Source organism: Curtobacterium sp. MR_MD2014 (assembly GCF_000772085.1).
In the GTDB taxonomy this organism is placed as follows: Bacteria; Actinomycetota; Actinomycetes; order Actinomycetales; family Microbacteriaceae; genus Curtobacterium.
On the sequence record NZ_CP009755.1, the window covers coordinates 2,384,626 to 2,401,662 of the forward strand.

Annotated in this window: 17 protein-coding genes and 1 tRNA gene; 6 read left to right on the top strand and 12 right to left on the bottom strand. The window is 71.2% G+C overall.

Translation table 11 applies throughout. The features are described from left to right. Positions 1-47 precede the first annotated feature (47 nt). From NI26_RS16930 to NI26_RS10905, 3 genes are read left to right on the top strand one after another with little or no spacing between them, the layout of a single operon-like run. Entirely contained in the window at positions 48-1,088 is a 1,041-nt protein-coding gene (locus NI26_RS16930; RefSeq protein ID WP_158407760.1) for an acyl-CoA dehydrogenase, read from the top strand. Then, complete coding sequence (locus tag NI26_RS10900; protein ID WP_235426347.1) at positions 1,085-2,434, top strand: bifunctional PIG-L family deacetylase/class I SAM-dependent methyltransferase; 1,350 nt, start codon at positions 1,085-1,087, stop codon at positions 2,432-2,434. The genes NI26_RS16930 and NI26_RS10900 overlap by 4 nt, the downstream gene beginning before the upstream one ends. Next, on the top strand, positions 2,431-3,162 hold the full coding sequence (locus NI26_RS10905) for a glycosyltransferase (RefSeq protein WP_066655212.1): 732 nt from the start codon (positions 2,431-2,433) through the stop codon (positions 3,160-3,162). Before NI26_RS10900 ends, NI26_RS10905 begins: the two co-directional genes overlap by 4 nt. Before the next feature lie 145 nt (positions 3,163-3,307). Here NI26_RS10905 and NI26_RS10910 read toward each other — a convergent pair whose 3' ends face one another. From NI26_RS10910 to NI26_RS10935, 6 genes are all read right to left on the bottom strand, one after another. Beyond that, positions 3,308-4,291, bottom strand: coding sequence for a TolB family protein (locus tag NI26_RS10910; RefSeq protein WP_066655216.1), 984 nt, complete (start codon positions 4,289-4,291; stop codon positions 3,308-3,310). A gap of 153 nt (positions 4,292-4,444) precedes the next feature. After that, positions 4,445-5,272, bottom strand: a complete 828-nt coding sequence (locus tag NI26_RS10915; RefSeq protein ID WP_235426348.1) for a carbohydrate ABC transporter permease — start codon at positions 5,270-5,272, stop codon at positions 4,445-4,447. 4 nt (positions 5,273-5,276) lie between these two features. Continuing rightward, a complete protein-coding gene (locus NI26_RS10920) occupies positions 5,277-6,272 on the bottom strand; it encodes a carbohydrate ABC transporter permease (RefSeq protein WP_200884102.1) in 996 nt (331 codons plus the stop codon). A 170-nt stretch (positions 6,273-6,442) separates the two neighbouring features. Continuing rightward, on the bottom strand, positions 6,443-7,744 hold the full coding sequence (locus tag NI26_RS10925) for an ABC transporter substrate-binding protein (RefSeq protein WP_066655227.1): 1,302 nt from the start codon (positions 7,742-7,744) through the stop codon (positions 6,443-6,445). A gap of 159 nt (positions 7,745-7,903) precedes the next feature. Next, positions 7,904-9,061, bottom strand: coding sequence for a Gfo/Idh/MocA family protein (locus NI26_RS10930; protein ID WP_066655228.1), 1,158 nt, complete (start codon positions 9,059-9,061; stop codon positions 7,904-7,906). Further along, a complete protein-coding gene (locus NI26_RS10935; RefSeq protein WP_066655229.1) occupies positions 9,058-9,804 on the bottom strand; it encodes a sugar phosphate isomerase/epimerase family protein in 747 nt (248 codons plus the stop codon). Before NI26_RS10935 ends, NI26_RS10930 begins: the two co-directional genes overlap by 4 nt. A gap of 143 nt (positions 9,805-9,947) precedes the next feature. On the opposite strand from NI26_RS10935, the gene NI26_RS10940 reads away from it, so the two are divergent. Then, positions 9,948-11,159 (top strand): ROK family transcriptional regulator, encoded by a 1,212-nt coding sequence (locus NI26_RS10940; protein WP_066655230.1) that lies wholly within the window; start codon positions 9,948-9,950, stop codon positions 11,157-11,159. Positions 11,160-11,218: 59 nt separating this feature from the next. After that, positions 11,219-11,974 carry a YqaJ viral recombinase family protein gene (locus tag NI26_RS10945; RefSeq protein ID WP_066655232.1) on the top strand — a complete coding sequence of 252 codons (756 nt, stop codon included), beginning with the start codon at positions 11,219-11,221 and terminating at the stop codon, positions 11,972-11,974. On the opposite strand, the gene NI26_RS10950 is transcribed toward NI26_RS10945, so the two are convergent. From NI26_RS10950 to NI26_RS10975, 6 genes are all read right to left on the bottom strand, one after another. Then, positions 11,971-12,579 (bottom strand): Pr6Pr family membrane protein, encoded by a 609-nt coding sequence (locus tag NI26_RS10950; protein WP_066655235.1) that lies wholly within the window; start codon positions 12,577-12,579, stop codon positions 11,971-11,973. The genes NI26_RS10945 and NI26_RS10950 overlap by 4 nt on opposite strands. Positions 12,580-12,663: 84 nt before the next feature. Continuing rightward, positions 12,664-13,353 carry a 50S ribosomal protein L1 gene (rplA, locus tag NI26_RS10955; RefSeq protein WP_066655236.1) on the bottom strand — a complete coding sequence of 230 codons (690 nt, stop codon included), beginning with the start codon at positions 13,351-13,353 and terminating at the stop codon, positions 12,664-12,666. Between the two features lie 84 nt (positions 13,354-13,437). Beyond that, a complete protein-coding gene (gene rplK, locus NI26_RS10960; protein WP_017888638.1) occupies positions 13,438-13,869 on the bottom strand; it encodes a 50S ribosomal protein L11 in 432 nt (143 codons plus the stop codon). A gap of 122 nt (positions 13,870-13,991) precedes the next feature. Next, positions 13,992-15,044: a transcription termination/antitermination protein NusG gene (nusG, locus tag NI26_RS10965; RefSeq protein WP_066655237.1), complete on the bottom strand. Its 1,053-nt coding sequence runs from the start codon at positions 15,042-15,044 to the stop codon at positions 13,992-13,994. 146 nt (positions 15,045-15,190) lie between these two features. Continuing rightward, a complete protein-coding gene (gene secE, locus NI26_RS10970; protein WP_066658449.1) occupies positions 15,191-15,469 on the bottom strand; it encodes a preprotein translocase subunit SecE in 279 nt (92 codons plus the stop codon). Between the two features lie 20 nt (positions 15,470-15,489). Further along, positions 15,490-15,562, bottom strand: a tRNA-Trp gene (locus NI26_RS10975). Between the two features lie 215 nt (positions 15,563-15,777). Here NI26_RS10975 and NI26_RS10980 point away from each other — a divergent pair. Next, positions 15,778-16,962, top strand: a complete 1,185-nt coding sequence (locus NI26_RS10980) for a pyridoxal phosphate-dependent aminotransferase (RefSeq protein WP_066658451.1) — start codon at positions 15,778-15,780, stop codon at positions 16,960-16,962. Positions 16,963-17,037 lie beyond the last annotated feature (75 nt).

A 17,037-nucleotide genomic window follows, 5' to 3' on the forward strand; every position in this document is an offset into this window, starting at 1 on the left:
ACGCTTCCCGAGCAGCCGCCCGGGCGGTCGCCCGTAGCGTCGGCACCATGCTGCGATCCCCGGCCTGGCCCCCGTCCGTGACGGACGTCGACACCGCGGACGTCGAGGCGGCGGCCGGGAGGACCGGCTCGTCTCCGCAGGACCGGCTCGCCTTCGCACGGTGGCTGGCCGACACCGCTCCGCCCCTGTCCGCAGGATCCGCCGGCGGCGCGTTCGCCGCCCTCGCCGCGGCCGCCGCCGCCGACGTCGCGCTCGCCCGCACCGTCGAACCGCACCTCGACGCGCTCGGCATCCTCGCCCAGGCCGGTTCGGCCGCCCCGGAGGGCTCGACCTGGGGCGTCTTCGCGGCCGAGGCGCCGGGGACGACGCTCACCGCGACCCCTGACCCCGCCGCCGGTCCCGACGCCGTCCGACTCGACGGGACGAAGCCCTGGTGCTCGCTCGCGTCGACGCTCTCGCACGCGCTCGTCACCGCGCACGTCGGTGACGACCGGCAGCTGTTCGCGGTCGACCTGCGACAGGACGGTGTCACGGCGCACGACGAGGCCTGGGTCGCGCGCGGGATGCCCGACGTCCCGAGCGGCCCGGTCGACTGCACCGGCGTCCGGGCGACCGCGGTCGGCGCACCCGGCTGGTACCTCACCCGCCCGGGCTTCGCCTGGGGCGGCATCGGCGTCGCGGCCTGCTGGTGGGGCGGAGCCGTCGGGCTCGCCCGGCTGCTGCGGTCCGCGGCGGCGGCCCGACCCGACGCCGAACTGCTCCGGGCAGCGCTCGGCGCGACGGTCCTCGACCTCGCCGATGCCGAGGACGCCCTGGCGACCGCCGCCGCCCGGATCGACGCGGCCGGGTCGGACGACGACACCGACTGGTCGCTCGTGGCGCAGGTCACGCGGTCGCGGGTCCGTCGCGCGGTCGACGCCGTGTCGCAGCGCGTCGTCGCGACGCTCGGCCCCGCCCCGCTGACGAGCGACCCCGCGGTCGCCGCACGGGTCGCCGACCTCGGGCTCTACGTGCTGCAGGACCACGGGGAGCGCGACCTCGCCCGGGTCGGACGCATCGTCACCGAACGCGGCGGTGTCGCGTGGTGAGCTTCGACCACCGCGAACCCGGGACCGATCCCGCGGCGTGGACGGCGTTCCTCCGCTCGGTGCCCGCGGTGCCGGTCGACCTGCACGGTGTCGGCTCGGTGGTCGTCGTCGCGCCGCACCCCGACGACGAGACCCTCGGCGCCGGTGGCCTGATCGCGACGGCCGCGGACGCCGGCATCCCCGTCCACGTGCTGCTCGTCACCCGCGGCGAGCGCTCGCACCCGGACTCCCCCACGGTGACACCCGCCGAGCTCGCGCCCCGTCGGGCCGCCGAGTTCCGGGCCGCGCTGCGGGTGCTGCACCCGACGGCCGGCGCGACCGAGCTCGACGTGCCCGACGGCGCGGTGCGGGAACACGTCGACGTGCTCCGCGCCGCACTCGAGCACCGTCTCGCCGGGGCGCCGCGTCCGACGCTCGTCGTCGCGCCCTGGCGCGGGGACGGACACCGCGACCACCGGATCGCCGGCGAGGTCGCGGAGCAGGTGGTCGACGCGACGCCGGGCACCGACCTGCTCGCGTACCCGGTGTGGGCCTGGCACTGGGACGACCCGGCTGCTCCGACCGCACCCTGGGACCGGGCCCGCACGCTCACCCTCGACGCGGACGTCCGTGACCGGAAGGCCCGGGCGCTGGCCGCCTACCCGTCGCAGACGCTGCCGTTGTCGGCAGCACCCGGGGACGAGGCGATCGTCGACGACCGTCACGCGGCGCACCACCTGCGGGTCGAGGAGTGGCTGTTCGCGCCGGTGCGGTCGCGCTCCGGGGACTCCTTCGACGCGCACTACGCGCGGAAGCCCGAGGGGTGGGACTTCGACGGCTCCTGGTACGAGCAACGGAAGCGCGCCGTCACCCTGGCCGCACTCCCCCGCCCCCGCTTCCGGTCGGCGCTCGAGCTCGGCTGCGCGACCGGCGTGCTCACCGCGGCCCTCACCGAGCGCGCGGACGCGGTCCTCGGCACGGACGTCGCTGCCGCCGCGATCGAGCGGGCGGAGCGACGGGCACCGGGCGCCCGGTTCGAGACCGCCGCGTTCCCCGCCGAGTGGCCGGACGGCCGGTGGGACCTGGTGGTGCTCTCGGAGGTCGGCTACTACCTGTCGCCGGACGACCTCGACCGCACCGTCGACCGGGTGCTCGAGACGCTCGACGACGACGGCGTGCTCGTCGCCTGCCACTGGCGCCACCCGGACGACGACGCGGTGACCGACGGCGACACGGTGGACGCGCGGCTGGCCGCCCGCTGGCCGCGGCCCGCACTCGTCCGGCACGTCGAGGAGGACTTCGTGCTCAGTGTGCTGCCGGGACCCGCCGTCGCCTCGGTCGCCCGGGCCGAGGGGCTCGTCCGGTGAGCGCCACCCGCATCGACGTCGTCGTCCCGGTGCACGACGAGGAGACCTCCGTCCGCGCCGCCCTCGACGCACTGGCGACCGCCGTCACGTCACTCCACGACGCGCACCCGTCGACCCGGGCCGCCGTGACGCTCGTCCTCGACGGCTGCACGGACGGTACGGCCGGCATCGTCGGGACGGCGCGGCAGGCGGACCCCGTGTGGCGGACGGGTCGCCTGTACGTCAGGACCTCGTCGCGCGTCGGCGTGGGTCGCGCGCGGGCACTCGGCACCGCGCACGCGAGGACCCTCGCCCGGGCGACCCCGCCCGGCCGGCACTGGTTCGCGCACACCGACGCCGACTCGCGCGTCCACCCGGACTGGCTCGTGCAGCAGGTGGACGCCCTGCTCGCCGGAGCGCACCTGCTCGTCGGCGCGGTCGTCCCCGACCCGGACGACCTCGACCCCGCGGTGCTCGACCGCTGGCGGGCGGCACACCCGCCCGGGGCGACCCTCGGGCACGTGCACGGCGCGAACCTCGGCGTGCGGGCGGACGCCGACACCGCGTTGGGCGGCTTCGACCCCGTGCCCGAGCACGAGGACGTCCGACTGGTGGACCGGGCACGGGCACTCGGGCTCGACGTCCGGGCGACGACCGAGCTCCCGGTGGTCACGAGCGGACGCTTCGCCGGCCGGACCCCCGGTGGGTACGCGGAGCACCTCCGTCGCACCTACGGCGACGCCGGCTGACCCGCCCCTCCGGCCCCCGCCCGCCCCTTCCGCGGAACGCAACGTCGGCGGCTGCCCGCACGGCGACACCGCTGCGAGCAGTCGCCGACGTTGCGTCGTGCGGTGCGGGTCTGCGCGGACACTCCCGCGGAGCGGCCCGACGCGCTCAGGTGACGGGGTAGTCGCAGTACGCGAACCAGCGCGAGTCGGGCGACCACGGCGGCACGTTGACGGTCCCCTGGCCGCCGTCGAGCGCGACGAGGGTCTCGGGCACGACGGCGATCCGCGCGCCCCGGGCCAGGACCCCGGGCAGCAGCCGCAGCTCGACCCGGTGGTCGGCGGGGTGCCCCTGCACGCCGGGGCCGTACGACAGGTAGAGCATGTGCGCGCCGTCCGGGGACAGGTGCGGGAACCAGTTCACGCGGTCGTCGGCGGTGATCTGCACGGGACCGCCCACACCGGGGTCGTCCGCAGCGCCGTCGCCCGCAGCGCCGTCGGACTCGAGCCGGAGCGACGCGAGCTGCGCGGTGCCCGGTGTGAAGCGCTCGGTGTTGAACAGGACGGTGGCGCCGTCCGGCGTGATCGCGCACCCGTCGTCCGGGTGGGGGTCCCGCGTGAGGAAGGTCGTGTCGCCGGACGCTGCGTCGACGAGGGCGACGTCGGTCGTCCAGACCCCCTCCGGCGTGCGCTCCCCCACGATCGCCGCGAGGGTCGAACCGTCGGGCGCGATGCCGTGCAGGTAGTACTTCCGGACCACCGGCAGCACCGCGGCGGTGTCGGTGATGCGGACCGCCGACCCGCCCTCGGGCAACGGGACCCGGTACAGCTCGCCGTCGCGGGCGCTCACCACCACGGAGTCGCCGCCGGGGTCGAGCACGTGGTCGTTGTTGATCTCGTCGACGCCCGGCATCGGCACGCGGACGAGAGCGGTCTCGTCGAGCACCGTGTCGCTGCCCGTCGCCGGCGGGGTCAGGAGCCAGAGGTCCCCGTCCCCGTTCAGCACGAGCGTGCCGTCGTCGCGCACGTTCGGCGCCTCGGCGAGCACCCGGTCCGACGAGAACACGAGCCTCGACGTCCGGGTCTCGACGTCGTACACGTGCACCCGGCTGCTCTGCCCCGGCAGCAGCTGCCGTCCTCGCGCCCCCGTCATCTGTCCATCCTGTCGCATCGGACCACGCACCGACGAGACTCGGCCCGGCGGACAGTTCCACGGGCGAAGTCCCGCGAAACTGTCCGCCGAGCCGAGTCTCGGGTAGGCCGGCCGGGCCCGCCAGCCGAGCCCGGCCGGGCCAGCCGGGAGCGCCTACTTCACCGCACCCGCGGTCAGACCGGCCACGAACTGGCGCTGCACGATGAGGAACGCCACCACGACCGGGATCGAGACGACGAGCGACGCCGCCATGATCTGGTTCCAGTACACGTTCGTCTGCGTGGAGTACTGCTGCAGACCGTTCGCGAGCAGCTGCCCGTCGCCGTTCGTCATCACCGAGGCGAAGAGGACCTCGCCCCACGCGGTCATGAACGAGTAGATGCCGACCGCGACGAGACCGGGTCGCGCCGAGGGCAGGATGACCCGGAACAGCGCGCCCATCGGTCCGGAGCCGTCGACCATCGCGGCCTCGTCGAGCTCCCGCGGGATCGTCTCGAAGTACCCGGACAGCATCCAGATCGAGAACGGCAGCGTGAACGTCAGGTAGGTGATGATCAGGCCGAGCCACGACCCGACGAGCTGGATGCCGAGCGCGTTGCCGAGGTTCGTGAAGATGAGGAACAGCGGCAGCAGGAACAGCACGCCCGGGAACATCTGGGTGGAGAGCACCGCCGTGGTGAAGGTGCTCTTGCCCTTGAAGTTCCAGCGCGAGACACCGTACGCGGCGAACGTGGCGATGATCAGCGAGAACAGCGTCGCGATCGTGCAGACCACGAGCGAGTTCACGAAGTACTTCGCCAGCGGCACCGTCGACCACATGTCGATGAACGGCTGGAGGGTGATGTTGGTCGGGATCCACGTGAAGTTGTCCTGCACGTCGCCGAGCGGCTTCATCGCCGTGGTGATCATCACGTAGAGCGGGACGACCGTGAACAACGTCAACAGGACGATCGTGACGACCTTGAAGGACTTGGCGCCCATTGTTTCACGCACGGACGGACCTCCGGTTGGTCACGGCCAGGTAGATGCCCGTGACGATGAGCAGGAAGATGAGGAGCAGCACGCTCATCGCGGCGCCGGAACCGAAGTTCCAGGTGATGAACGACGCGTTGTAGATGTGGAAGCTGAGCAGGTCGGCGGCCGGCGGTTGCGCGGTCGAGCCGAACAGCACGTACGGCGTGTTGAAGTCGTTGAACGTCCAGAGGAACATCACGAGCACGAGCGTCACGTTGACCGGACGGACCATCGGCAGCGTGATGGAGCGCCACTGGCGGAAGGGCTTCGCACCGTCCACCGACGCGGCCTCGTACACGTCGTTCGGCACCGACTGCAGGCCCGCCATGAGCATGAGGAACGCGAACGGCCAGGTCTTCCAGATCGCGACGACGACGACCGAGACGAACGCGTTCGAGCCGATCAGCCAGAACGGTCCCTGCCCACCGAAGAGTCCGAGCTGGTCGACGAGGACGTGGTTCACGGCACCCGAGTCCCGCTGGAACATGAACTTCCAGGTGATGATGCCGGCGTACATCGGCAGCGCGTACGGCACGAGGAAGAGCGTGCGGAAGAGCCCGCGGCCCTTGAAGGGCTTCTGCAGCGCGACCGCCGCAGCCATGCCGAAGGTCCACGCCAGCGCGACGACGATGACCGTGTAGCCGCAGGTGATGAGGAACGAGTTGAGGACGCCCTTGCCGATGGCCTGGTCGAAGTCGATGGCGACCGAGTAGTTCCGCAGCCCGGCGAAGGGCGCGGCTCCCCAGTTCGCGATGAAGTACTTGGTGAGCTGCACGAACGAGATCCAGATGCCGGTGAGCATCGGCACGATGTGGATGAGCAGCTCGAAGAGGACCGCCGGCGCGACGAGCGCGTACGGCAGCCAGTGGCGCTTCGGCTTCCGACCCGGCTGCGGCCCCGACAGGGTCGGTGCCTTCGTGTGGGTCAGGTCGATGCGCTCGGAGTCGGGCAGGACCGAGGTGGTCATGGGTGGGGGCCTTCCGGCAGGAGGGGGATCGGTGCTTCGCGCGGGTCCGTGGCAGCGGACGGGAGGCGCGGCGTGCGTGAGCCGATGCGCTCACCCCCGGCGCGGGGCCGGGTGTGGAGGGGCGAGGCCCGGGGCGCGTCCTGCGGACGCACCCCGGGCCTCCCGGCCGACTAGCCGACCGACTGCGAGACCTGGTCCTGCGCGGTCTGCAGGGCCGTCTTGATGTCGCTGTCGGACACCGTGCCGCCGGTGGCGATCTTGGCGAACATGTCGTTCATCGCCTTGCCGACCGTCGACTCGAACTGGTCCTCGGCGGGCACCAGCGGGAGCGGCTTCGCCTTGTTGTTGTAGATGTCGAGGAACGTCTTCGTCTGCTCGTCGGAGACCGAGTCGGCAGCCGAGGCGAGCACCGGCAGGGCCGAGTACGGCTTGTCGAGCGTCGTCTGGGTGTCCTCGCTCGTCATGTACTTGACGAACTTCAGCGCACCGTCCTTGTTCTTCGTGTTCTTGAAGACCGACAGGTTGATGCCGGCGGGGAAGGAGGCGATGTCCTTCGCGCCCTCGGGTGCCGGGAAGGGCACCACGCCGAAGTCGTCGGCGGACATGCCGTTCGACGTGATCGTGGCGTTGGCGTTGTTCTGCGTCAGCATCATCGCGGCCTTCTTGTTCGCGAAGTCCGACACCGCCTGCGTGCCGTTGTCGTACTGCGCGTTCGAGGTGTTGACCGCCTTGTCGGACTGCATCAGGTCGAGGTAGCGCTTGATGCCGTCGACGTTCGCCTTCTGGGTGAAGGTCGGGTTGCCGTCCTCGTCGAACCACTCGCCGCCGTTCTGCGCCGAGTTGATGAAGGCGAAGTGCGCGTTCTCGGTGTACGAGCCACCGGCGATGGTGAAGCCGTACTTGCCGTCGGTGGTGAGCTTCTTCGCGTCGGCGGTCAGCTCCTCCCACGTGGTGGGTGCCTCGAGGCCGGCGTCCTTGAACATCTGCTTGTTGTAGTACAGGCCGTAGGCGAGGCCGTAGAGCGGGACGCTCGTGACGGTCTTGCCCGGAGCACCACCGGTGGACAGCGCGACCTTGCCGAACTTGTCGGCACCGCCGATCGCCTCCATCTCCGAGTCACCGAACTCCTGGAAGGCGCCGGTGGCCTGGAGCGACGTCGCCCAGGTGTTGCCGATGTTGACCACGTCCGGGCCCTGGCCCGAGGTGACGGCGGTGGTGATCTTCGTCTGCAGGTCGTTCCAGCCGATGACCTGGAGGTCCACCTTGATCCCGGTCTCCTTGGTGAACTTCTCGAGGACGGGGGTGAGCACCTCCTTGTCGTTCTGCAGGGACGTGCCCTGGTTGGACGCCCAGTACGTGAGCGTCTTCGAGTCGCCGGAGGAACCGGACGACCCGGAGGAGCAGGCCGCCAGGCCGGTCACGGTGAGTGCCGCGGCCGCGGTGATGGCCAGTGCGCGGATGGCAGTGCGCATGACTCTCTACTTTCTCGTCGTTGAGATGGTGCGAAGGGGTGTACGTGTCGGGTGCTGCTGTGTGCGTGCCGGTCGACGTCGCCGTCACCGGCGTGCGGGGTCGTCCCGATGCCCTGCCCGGGTGTGCCGTCGTCCGCGGACGGACGCCGGCGCGTCCGGTCAGGACAGGGTCGACTCCGCGGGGTCCCAGCCCTCGGGGAGGGTCGGGGAGGGTGCGACGGTGCTCTCCACGAGCACCGTCTCACCACGTTCTGCCGCCTCGGCGATGGAGACCATCACGTCGAGGACGTGGAAGGCGAGGTCGCCGGGGACCCGGTTCTCCTCACCCGCACGGAGGGAGCGGGCCAGGTCGACCACGCCCGTCCCCCGCGAGTAGGTGGACCCGACGGCGGGGATCGTCTCGGGCTCGTCGGCGCCGAGCACGTACAGCTCGGTGTCGCCGTCGAAGTCGTTCGGGTCCGGGAACACGACGGTCCCCGTCTCCCCCGCGATCTCGACGAAGCCGGTGCGGCCACGGTCGGACTCGAACGAGAACACGCTCTGCGCGCTCCCGCCGTCCTCGAACTGGATCAGCGCCGAGTGGTTCGTCGGCACGTCGACGGGGAACTCCGTCCCGGCCTTCGGACCCGAGCCGATCGTGCGGGTGGCACGGGACTTCGAGGCGGTGGCGGTGACCTTCGCGACGGGTCCGAACGCCTGCACCAGGGTGGTGATGTAGTACGGGCCGATGTCGAACAGCGGGCCGGCGCCGTCCGCGAACAGGAACTCGGGGCTCGGGTGCCACGACTCCGGGCCGGGGCTCTGGAAGAGCGTCAGACCGTTCAGCGGCGTGCCGATCCGACCGTCGCGGATCGTCCGGAGGGCGGTCTGCAGTCCGGCGCCGAGGAACGTGTCCGGCGCGACGCTGACGGTCCTGCCGGCGGCGCGCGCCGCGTCCCGGAGCTCGGCCGCGCTGGAACGGTCGAGCGCGTAGGGCTTCTCGCCCCAGACGTGCTTGCCCGCGGCGAGGGCGCGGAGGGCGACCTCGACGTGCGCGGCCGGGATGGTCAGGTTCACGACGATCTCGACGTCGTCGTCGGCGAGGAGCTCCTCCACCGATCCCGATCCGGCGACGCCCCACTTCTCGGCCTGGGCGGCGGCACGTGCCTCGTCGATGTCGGCGATGAACCGGACCTCGACGTCGGGGAAGACCGTGAGGTTCGACAGGTACTGGTCGGAGATGACCCCGGCCCCGATGACGCCGACCCCGACCGGGCCGGTGCGGCGCGCGGCGTCGTCGGACTGCTGCGCGCCCGCCGCGGTCGTCGTGTCGGTCATGCGCGGACCCCCTGCAGGAACGTGTACGAGTCGGCGACGGCCTGGAACACGTCGCCCTCGTGGCCGTCGAGCTCGACGACGTGCTGGGCGTCCGGCGCCGCGGCGACGATGTCGCGGATCGGCATGACGCCGTTGCCCACCGCGACCTGCTTCTCGTCGTCGTGCGAGCCGTCGCCGTCCTTGACGTGCAGGAACTGCACCTTGTCGCCGTACTTGCCGAGGATCGCGACCGGGTCGTCGCCACCGACCGTCACCCAGTAGGTGTCGAGCTCGAGGACGACGTCGTCGGACAGCGCGTCGGCGAAGACCTCGTAGGCGCTCACGCCGTCGATGCGGTTCGAGAACTCGAACGCGTGGTTGTGGTAGCCGAGCACGAGTCCGTGGTCGGCGGCGCGGGGAGCCAGTGCGCTGAGTTCGCGGGCGACGGCCTCGACGTCCTCGCGGGTCGTCCAGCGGGCCTCGTCGATGTGCGGGTCGATGAGCGTCCCCAGCCCGACCGTGACGCTGGCGTGGAGGATGCGCTCGAGGTCCTGCTCCCCGGCGTCCAGCAGACGGGCGTGGCCGCTCGGTGCCTGCAGGCCAGCGGCCGCCAGGGCGTCGCGCAGTTCCTCGGCGCGGTCGACGAAGCCGAAGGCCTCGACGTTCGTGTAGCCGATCGACGCGATGCGCTGGAGCGTGCCCGGCAGGTCCGCCGAGAGGGCGTCCCGCACCGTGTAGAGCTGGACCGACAGGGGTTGTGTCACCAGGGGTTCTCCTCGTCGAGATGGTGGATCGTCAGTGATCGAGCGTCACACTATGGCCGCTTCTGTCGGCGGTCAAGCAGAAGTTGCGAAGTCCTCGACAGTCTTCGTTGCGTGGCGCGTTCGATGTGTGCTTCACTCCCGACATGATCGACTTCACCCGGACGGCAGCGTCGCCGCCGGTCGGAGCGAGCGAACTCTTCCAGATCCTCCGCGACGGTGTGCCGCGGACCCGGGCGGAGCTCGCCGCCCTGACGGGACTCGCACGCTCGACGATCGCCGTGCGCCTGGACGCCCTCGTCGACGTGGGGCTCGTGGGCCCCGTCGAGACCGCCGCGTCGACCGGCGGCCGTCCCCCCGCCCAGGTCGCCCTCGTCCCGCGCGCACGCCTCGTCGTGGCCGCCGACCTCGGTGCCTCGCACGGGCGGGTCGCCGTGACCGACCTCGTCGGGGCCCCGCTCGCGACGCGGGAGGCCGCGATCGACATCGCCGCCGGCCCGGTCCCCACCCTCACGTGGCTGGTCGAGACCGTCGACGAACTGCTCGACGAGGTCGGTCGGCGGCGCGACGACGTCGTCGCGATCGGCATCGGCGTCCCCGGCCCGGTCGAGTTCTCCACCGGGCGCCCGGCGAACCCGCCGATCATGCCAGGCTGGGACGGCTTCGACGTCCCCGGCTGGTTGCGCGGCCACGTCGCCGCGCACGTGCTGGTCGACAACGACGTGAACATCGCCGCGCTCGGCGAACGGGCGTACGGCTGGCCGGACCTGGACCACCTGTTGTTCGTGAAGGTCGCGACCGGCATCGGCTCGGGCATCGTCTCCGACGGGCAGCTCCGCCGGGGCGCGCAGGGCACGGCGGGCGACATCGGTCACGTGCGCGTGTCCCGCGCGGGCGACGTGCCGTGCCACTGCGGCAACACCGGCTGCCTCGAGGCCGTCGCCTCCGGCCCGGCAATCGCCCGCGCCCTGCGGGCGAAGGGCCACGACGTGCACACCAGCGGCGACGTCATCGACCTGGTGAACCGGTCGGAACTCGACGCGATCGGGGCCGTCCGACAGGCCGGCCGGGACATCGGCGAGGTCCTCGCGACCTGTGTCTCGCTCGTCAACCCGTCCGTGATCACGCTCGGCGGCTCCATCACCCGTGCCGGGGAGCACCTGCTCGCCGGTGTCCGCGAGGTCGTCTACGCCCGCTCGATGCCCCTCGCCACCGAGCACCTCGTGATCGCGCAGTCCCGTGCGGGCTCCGTCGCCGCCCTGCAGGGCGCAGCCGTGCTCGCCCTCGACTACGCGCTCTCCCCCGCCGGCGTCGACGAGCTCGTCGCCCCCGCCGAGGGCCGTCAGCTCGTCTCCTGAGGGCGGACGCCGCGCGCGTCGGTTCGCGCCGTGTCGGCCCGCGGGGTGACAATCGTCCGGTGACGATCGTGCAGCCCACCCTGTGGGGCGACCTGGACCCCGGTCTGGAGGCCCTCCCCGCCTCCGCCGCGCCGGCCACGTCCGCCGTGCGGTCGGCTGCACGCGACGCTGCTCCCGTCGGTCGTCCTGCCGCGGGCCCGCGGTCCGCGCCCGGTGGCCACGACGCGTTCACCGCGCTCCGCGGGCACACCGAGCGGATCGTCGCGCACTCGTCCGACCGGGTGGCGTGGCTCCGCGCCCGCGCGATGGGCATCACCGCGACCGACGTCGCACGGCTCGCGTCGCTGCGCGCGGTCGAGACCGTCGTCGCCGAGAAGCGGTACGGCTCCCGGTTCTCGGGCAACGCCTGGACCGAGCACGGCAAGGACCGTGAGCCCGTGATCGCCGCCTGGGTCGCGGCCACGCACGGCATCGAGCCGTCGGCCCACCTCTTCCACGCGAGCACGAACCGCGCGCACCTGGCGACCCCGGACGGCGTCGGCCACGACGCGTCGGACCGACTCGTGCTCGCCGAGATCAAGACCACGGGCAAGGGCTGGCGGAGCATCCCCCGGCACTACCTGCGCCAGGTCTGGTGGCAGCAGTACGTCCTGGGGGCCGACCGCACCCTGTTCGTGTGGGAGCGCCACGACGACTTCGTGCCCGTCGCCGACGAACCCGAGTGCCGGTGGGTCGACCGCGACGACGACCAGATCCGCGGGCTCGTCCAGCTCGCGGACCTCGTGCTCGACAAGCTCCGGACGTTCCGGGTCTAGACCCGCAGCAGACGCAGCCGGCTCATCCCCACCACGAGGATCCCCATGAGCCCGATGAACACCGCGACGCCGAGGCAGTACAGCGCCACGACGCCGTAGCCCTGCGCAGGGTCCAGGAACGGGTACGGGACCCACCCGTCGGTCGCGCCGCGGACGAGCACCACGACGAGCCAGACCGCCGGGTAGACCAGGAACCACCAGACGTGCCGGAGGAGCAGCCGCGCCCGGTCGGAGAACACCAGCCAGTCGAGCACGGCGTACAGCGGGATCACCTTGTGCAGCACGTCGTTCGACCACGGCACCGTGTTCGACACCGAGGCCCCGACGAGCAGCGTGTTGTAGACGACGCCCGTCGTGGCGATGTACACCGTCGCCGCACCCCGGAACCCGGTGAGCAGCAGGTTGCTGCGCTGCCGTCGCGCTGCTGCCACCAGGGTCAGCGCGAAAGCCACCGCGACGATGAGGTTCGACTGGATCGTGAAGTAGCCAAAAAAGTTCCAGAACAGGTAGTCCGGCGTCCGGGAGGTCACGAGCCACTGCGCGAGGACCGCAGCGACGACCGCGATCACGGCGACGAGCCGGAGGGAGTTCACGAGGGTCCGCACGAGGCCACGGTATCCGGTCGGACCCCCGGGAACGCAGGAGGACCCGCACCGATCGGTGCGGGTCCTCTTGGCCTGATCAGTCGATCAGATGGCGTTGACGTCGAGCGGGATGCCCGGTCCGAACGTCGTCGAGACGGCGCCCTTCATGATGTAGCGGCCCTTCGACGCGGACGGCTTGAGGCGGACGATCTCCTCGAGCGCGGCCGAGATGTTCTCGTCGAGCTGCTCCGGCGTGAACGAGGCCTTGCCGACGACGAAGTGCACGTTGGCGTGCTTGTCGACGCGGAACTCGATCTTGCCGCCCTTGATGTCGTTGACGGCCTGCGCCACGTTCGGGGTCACGGTGCCGGTCTTCGGGTTGGGCATGAGGCCACGCGGGCCGAGCACCTTGCCGAGACGACCGACCTTGCCCATGAGCTCCGGCGTCGCGACGGCGGAGTCGAACGCGGTGTAGCCCTCGGCCACCTTCGCGATGAGCTCGTCGCCACCGACCTCGTCGGCACCGGCGGCGATGGCGGCCTCGGCCGCAGCGCCCACGGCGAATACGATGACGCGGGCGGTCTTGCCCGTGCCGTGCGGCAGGATGACCGTGCCGCGGACCATCTGGTCGGCCTTGCGCGGGTCGACGCCGAGCTTCAGCGCAACCTCGACCGTGGAGTCGGTCTTCGCCGAGCCGGTCTCCTTCGCGAGGGCGACTGCCTCGGTCGGGGTGTAGAACTTGTCGGCCTCGATCTTCGCGGCCGCGGCCTGGTAGGCCTTGGACTTCTTCGCCATGGTGTTCTCCTCAGGAGCTACGTGGTTGACGAGCCGGCGAGGCTCTCCCACGGAAAGGGGTCGGGGTGTGTGGGGCGCTGAGGCTTACGCCTCGACCGTGATGCCCATCGAACGAGCGGTGCCGGCGATGATCTTCGCGGCCTGCTCGATGTCGTTGGCGTTCAGGTCGGCCTGCTTGGTCTCGGCGATCTGACGGACCTGGTCCATCGAGATCTTCGCGACCTTGACCGTGTGCGGGGTCGAGGACCCCTTCTGCACACCCGCGGCCTTCTTGATCAGCTCTGCGGCCGGCGGGGTCTTGAGGACGAACGTGAACGAACGGTCCTCGTAGACGGTGATCTCGACCGGCACGACGTTCCCGCGCTGCGACTCGGTCGCGGCGTTGTACGCCTTGCAGAACTCCATGATGTTCACGCCGTGCTGACCGAGCGCAGGACCGATCGGCGGGGCCGGGTTGGCGGCGCCCGCGTTGATCTGCAGCTTGATGAGGCCCGTGACCTTCTTCTTCGGTGCCATGTTGTGCTTCCTCCTGGAATCGAACGCACGGGGATCCGTGCACTCTCCCGCTGGCCCGGCGGATCCGGACCGCGGTGAAGCCCCGCATGCCACAGCACGCGGGGCCAAACCTCAGTAGCTTACTACAGCTTGGTGACCTGGTCGAAGCTGAGCTCGACCGGGGTCTCGCGCTCGAACAGCGAGACGAGGACGGTGAGCTTGCCGCTCTCCGGCTTGATCTCGGAGATCGAACCCGGCAGGCCCGCGAACGAGCCTTCCTTGATGGTGATCGTCTCGCCGATCTCGAAGTCGACCTCGGCCTGCGGCTGCGCCTGTGCGGCACCGCCGGACTTCGCGCCACCCTTGGTCGGTGCGGCCTCGGCGACCTGCACGAGCGACTTCAGCATGCCGAACGCCTCGTCGAAGCGGAGCGGCGTCGGGTTGTGGGCGTTGCCGACGAAGCCGGTGACACCGGGGGTGTGGCGGACGACCGACCACGAGTCCTCGTTGAGGTCCATGCGGACGAGCACGTACGAGGGGATCCGGACGCGGGTGACCAGCTTGCGCTGCCCGTTCTTGATCTCGACGACGTCCTCCATCGGGACCTCGACCTGGTAGATCGAGTCCTCCATCGACATCGAGATCATGCGGTTCTCGATGTTCGACTTCACGCGGCGCTCGAAGCCCGCGTAGGAGTGGATGACGTACCACTTGCCCGGCTTCATCCGCAGTTCGGCCTTGAAGGCGTCGTACGGGTCGACCTCGGCGGGCTCGTCGTCGACCTCGTCGGCGTCGAGGGCCTCGTCCGCGGCGAGCGTCTCGTTCGCGTCGGCTGCGGAGGCGTCCTCGAGCTCGGTCTCCTCCTCGTCCTCGACCGCCTCGACGGCGGCCTCGGCCTCGTCGGCGGAGTCGATGTCGAGCGCGTCGTCGACGACGGCGTCGGCCTCGGGGTCGCGGGACTCGGCCAGCGCCGTGAGCGCCTCGTCGATGGAGGTGTCCACCGTGCCGTCGTCCGGCTCGTCGCTCGTCCCGAGGGACTCGGCGTCCTCGTCCTCGACGGAGATCGCACGCTCCTCGGCGGACTCGACCGAACGGCCCTCGGCGGTCTCGACGTCGCCTTCCTGGTTCTCCTCGACCTCGGAGGACTGCTCGGCAGCCGTGGCGAGGTCGATGTCGTCGCGGGAGTAGTCAGACACTGCGGTTCTTTCCGTTCGGTGGTGCGGATCGGGTGAGTGGCCGGAGCGGTTCGCGTCCGTCGCCGTCTCGGGCGACCGTACTCCTGTCGGGGTCCGGCCAGGTGAACGGACGCAGCAGACCAGCCGTCAGGCCGGTCGGCGACGGGTCAGGCCGTGGGACCGTTGCCGAAGACGTAACCGACGCCGAGACCGAAGACGAAGTCGAGGATCGACACCAGGATCATCATCACGACGACGAAGACGAGCACGACGCCGGTGTAGCTGAAGAGCTCCTTGCGGGTCGGCGTGACGACCTTGCGGAGTTCGCCGATGACCTGGCGGATGAAGAGGACGACGGCAGCGATCGGGCCACCACGCTGAGCACGGTCGGCCTTGGCCTTCGCGACGACGTCGTCCGCCGTCGTCTCCATGTCCTTGCTCGCCACCTTCACACCTTCCAGACTTGCAGGGCGGACAGGACTCGAACCTGCAACCTGCGGTTTTGGAGACCGCTGCTCTACCAATTGAGCCACCGCCCTGTAGGGGTCGGAACCCCCTGGGGCACGTCCCGTCACCGTTCCGTGCGCCGGTGGTCGAGTGTACGGGAGTCCGTCACACGCTGTCCACTCGGCCGCTCCCCCCGGCGTGCCGCGCCGGTAGGCTGGCGGCCGTGAGCACCGCAGCCCCCGGCCCCGAGTCCACCGCCCCCGAGACCGCGACGGACTCCGTCGCCGCGACCTCCGCCCGTCCGCGCATCGCGTCGCGCATCGCCGCGATCGCCGAGTCCGCGACGCTCAAGGTCGATGCGAAGGCCAAGGCGCTCAAGGCCGCCGGTCGTCCGGTGATCTCGTTCGCGGCGGGCGAGCCGGACTTCGCGACGCCGCAGCACGTGGTCGACGCCGCCGTCCTGGCCGTCCAGGACCCCGCGAACCACCGCTACACGCCGGCGACGGGCCTGCCCGAGCTCAAGCGGGCGATCGCCGAGAAGACCGCTCGCGAGTCCGGCGTCACCGTCGACCCGTCGCAGGTCATCGTCACCAACGGCGGGAAGCAGGCCGTCTACCAGGCCTTCCAGACCATCGTGGACGAGGGCGACGAGGTCCTGCTGCCCGCTCCCTACTGGACCACCTACCCCGAGGCGATCCGCCTGGCCGGCGGCGTCCCGGTCGAGGTCTTCGCGGGCAGCGACCAGGACTACCTCGTCACGGTCGAGCAGCTCGAGGCAGCGCGCACGCCGAGGACCAAGGCGCTGCTGTTCTGCTCGCCGTCGAACCCCACCGGCTCGGTGTACTCGGCCGAGCAGACGAAGGCCATCGGCGAGTGGGCGCTCGAGCACGGCATCTGGGTGGTCAGCGACGAGATCTACCAGGACCTGGTCTACGACGACGTCGCCTTCACGGGCATCCTCGACGCGGTGCCGGCCCTCGCCGACACCACGATCCTCGTCAACGGCGTCGCGAAGACGTACGCCATGACCGGGTGGCGCGTCGGGTGGTCCATCGGCCCGGCCGACGCCGTGAAGGCCGCGTCCAACCTGCAGTCGCACCTGTCGTCGAACGTGGCGAACGTGTCGCAGCGTGCCGCGATCGCAGCCCTCACCGGCCCGCAGGAGCCCGTCGCGGCGATGCGCGAGGCGTTCGACCGCCGCCGTCGCGCCATCGTCGAGGGGCTCAACGCGATCCCGGGCTTCGTCACCCCGACCCCGAAGGGCGCCTTCTACGTCTACCCCGACGTCACGGCGCTCCTCGGCCGCGAGTGGGCGGGGTCGACCCCGACGACCACGCTCGAGCTCGCGGACCTGATCCTCGAGCACGCCGAGGTCGCGGTCGTCCCGGGCGAGGCCTTCGGCCCCTCCGGCTACATCCGGATGTCCTACGCGCTCGGCGACGACGACATCGCCGAGGGCGTCCGGCGGCTGGCGGCGTTCTTCTCCGCGTAGCCCCCTCCGCAGCACGCAACGTGGGCGGTTCCGCGCAGCGCTTGACCGCTGCGCGGAGCCGCCCACGTTGCGTCT

What these genes read in the sequence shown, in the direction of transcription:
- NI26_RS10930 (WP_066655228.1), bottom strand. Translation starts at nt 9,061, where the DNA reads ATGACCGACACGACGACCGCGGCGGGCGCGCAGCAGTCCGACGACGCC.
- NI26_RS10940 (WP_066655230.1), top strand. Translation starts at nt 9,948, where the DNA reads ATGATCGACTTCACCCGGACGGCAGCGTCGCCGCCGGTCGGAGCGAGC.
- NI26_RS10925 (WP_066655227.1), bottom strand. Translation starts at nt 7,744, where the DNA reads ATGCGCACTGCCATCCGCGCACTGGCCATCACCGCGGCCGCGGCACTC.
- NI26_RS10910 (WP_066655216.1), bottom strand. Translation starts at nt 4,291, where the DNA reads ATGACGGGGGCGCGAGGACGGCAGCTGCTGCCGGGGCAGAGCAGCCGG.
- NI26_RS16930 (WP_158407760.1), top strand. Translation starts at nt 48, where the DNA reads ATGCTGCGATCCCCGGCCTGGCCCCCGTCCGTGACGGACGTCGACACC.
- rplK (WP_017888638.1), bottom strand. Translation starts at nt 13,869, where the DNA reads ATGGCACCGAAGAAGAAGGTCACGGGCCTCATCAAGCTGCAGATCAAC.
- NI26_RS10920 (WP_200884102.1), bottom strand. Translation starts at nt 6,272, where the DNA reads ATGACCACCTCGGTCCTGCCCGACTCCGAGCGCATCGACCTGACCCAC.
- rplA (WP_066655236.1), bottom strand. Translation starts at nt 13,353, where the DNA reads ATGGCGAAGAAGTCCAAGGCCTACCAGGCCGCGGCCGCGAAGATCGAG.
- NI26_RS10915 (WP_235426348.1), bottom strand. Translation starts at nt 5,272, where the DNA reads ATGGGCGCCAAGTCCTTCAAGGTCGTCACGATCGTCCTGTTGACGTTG.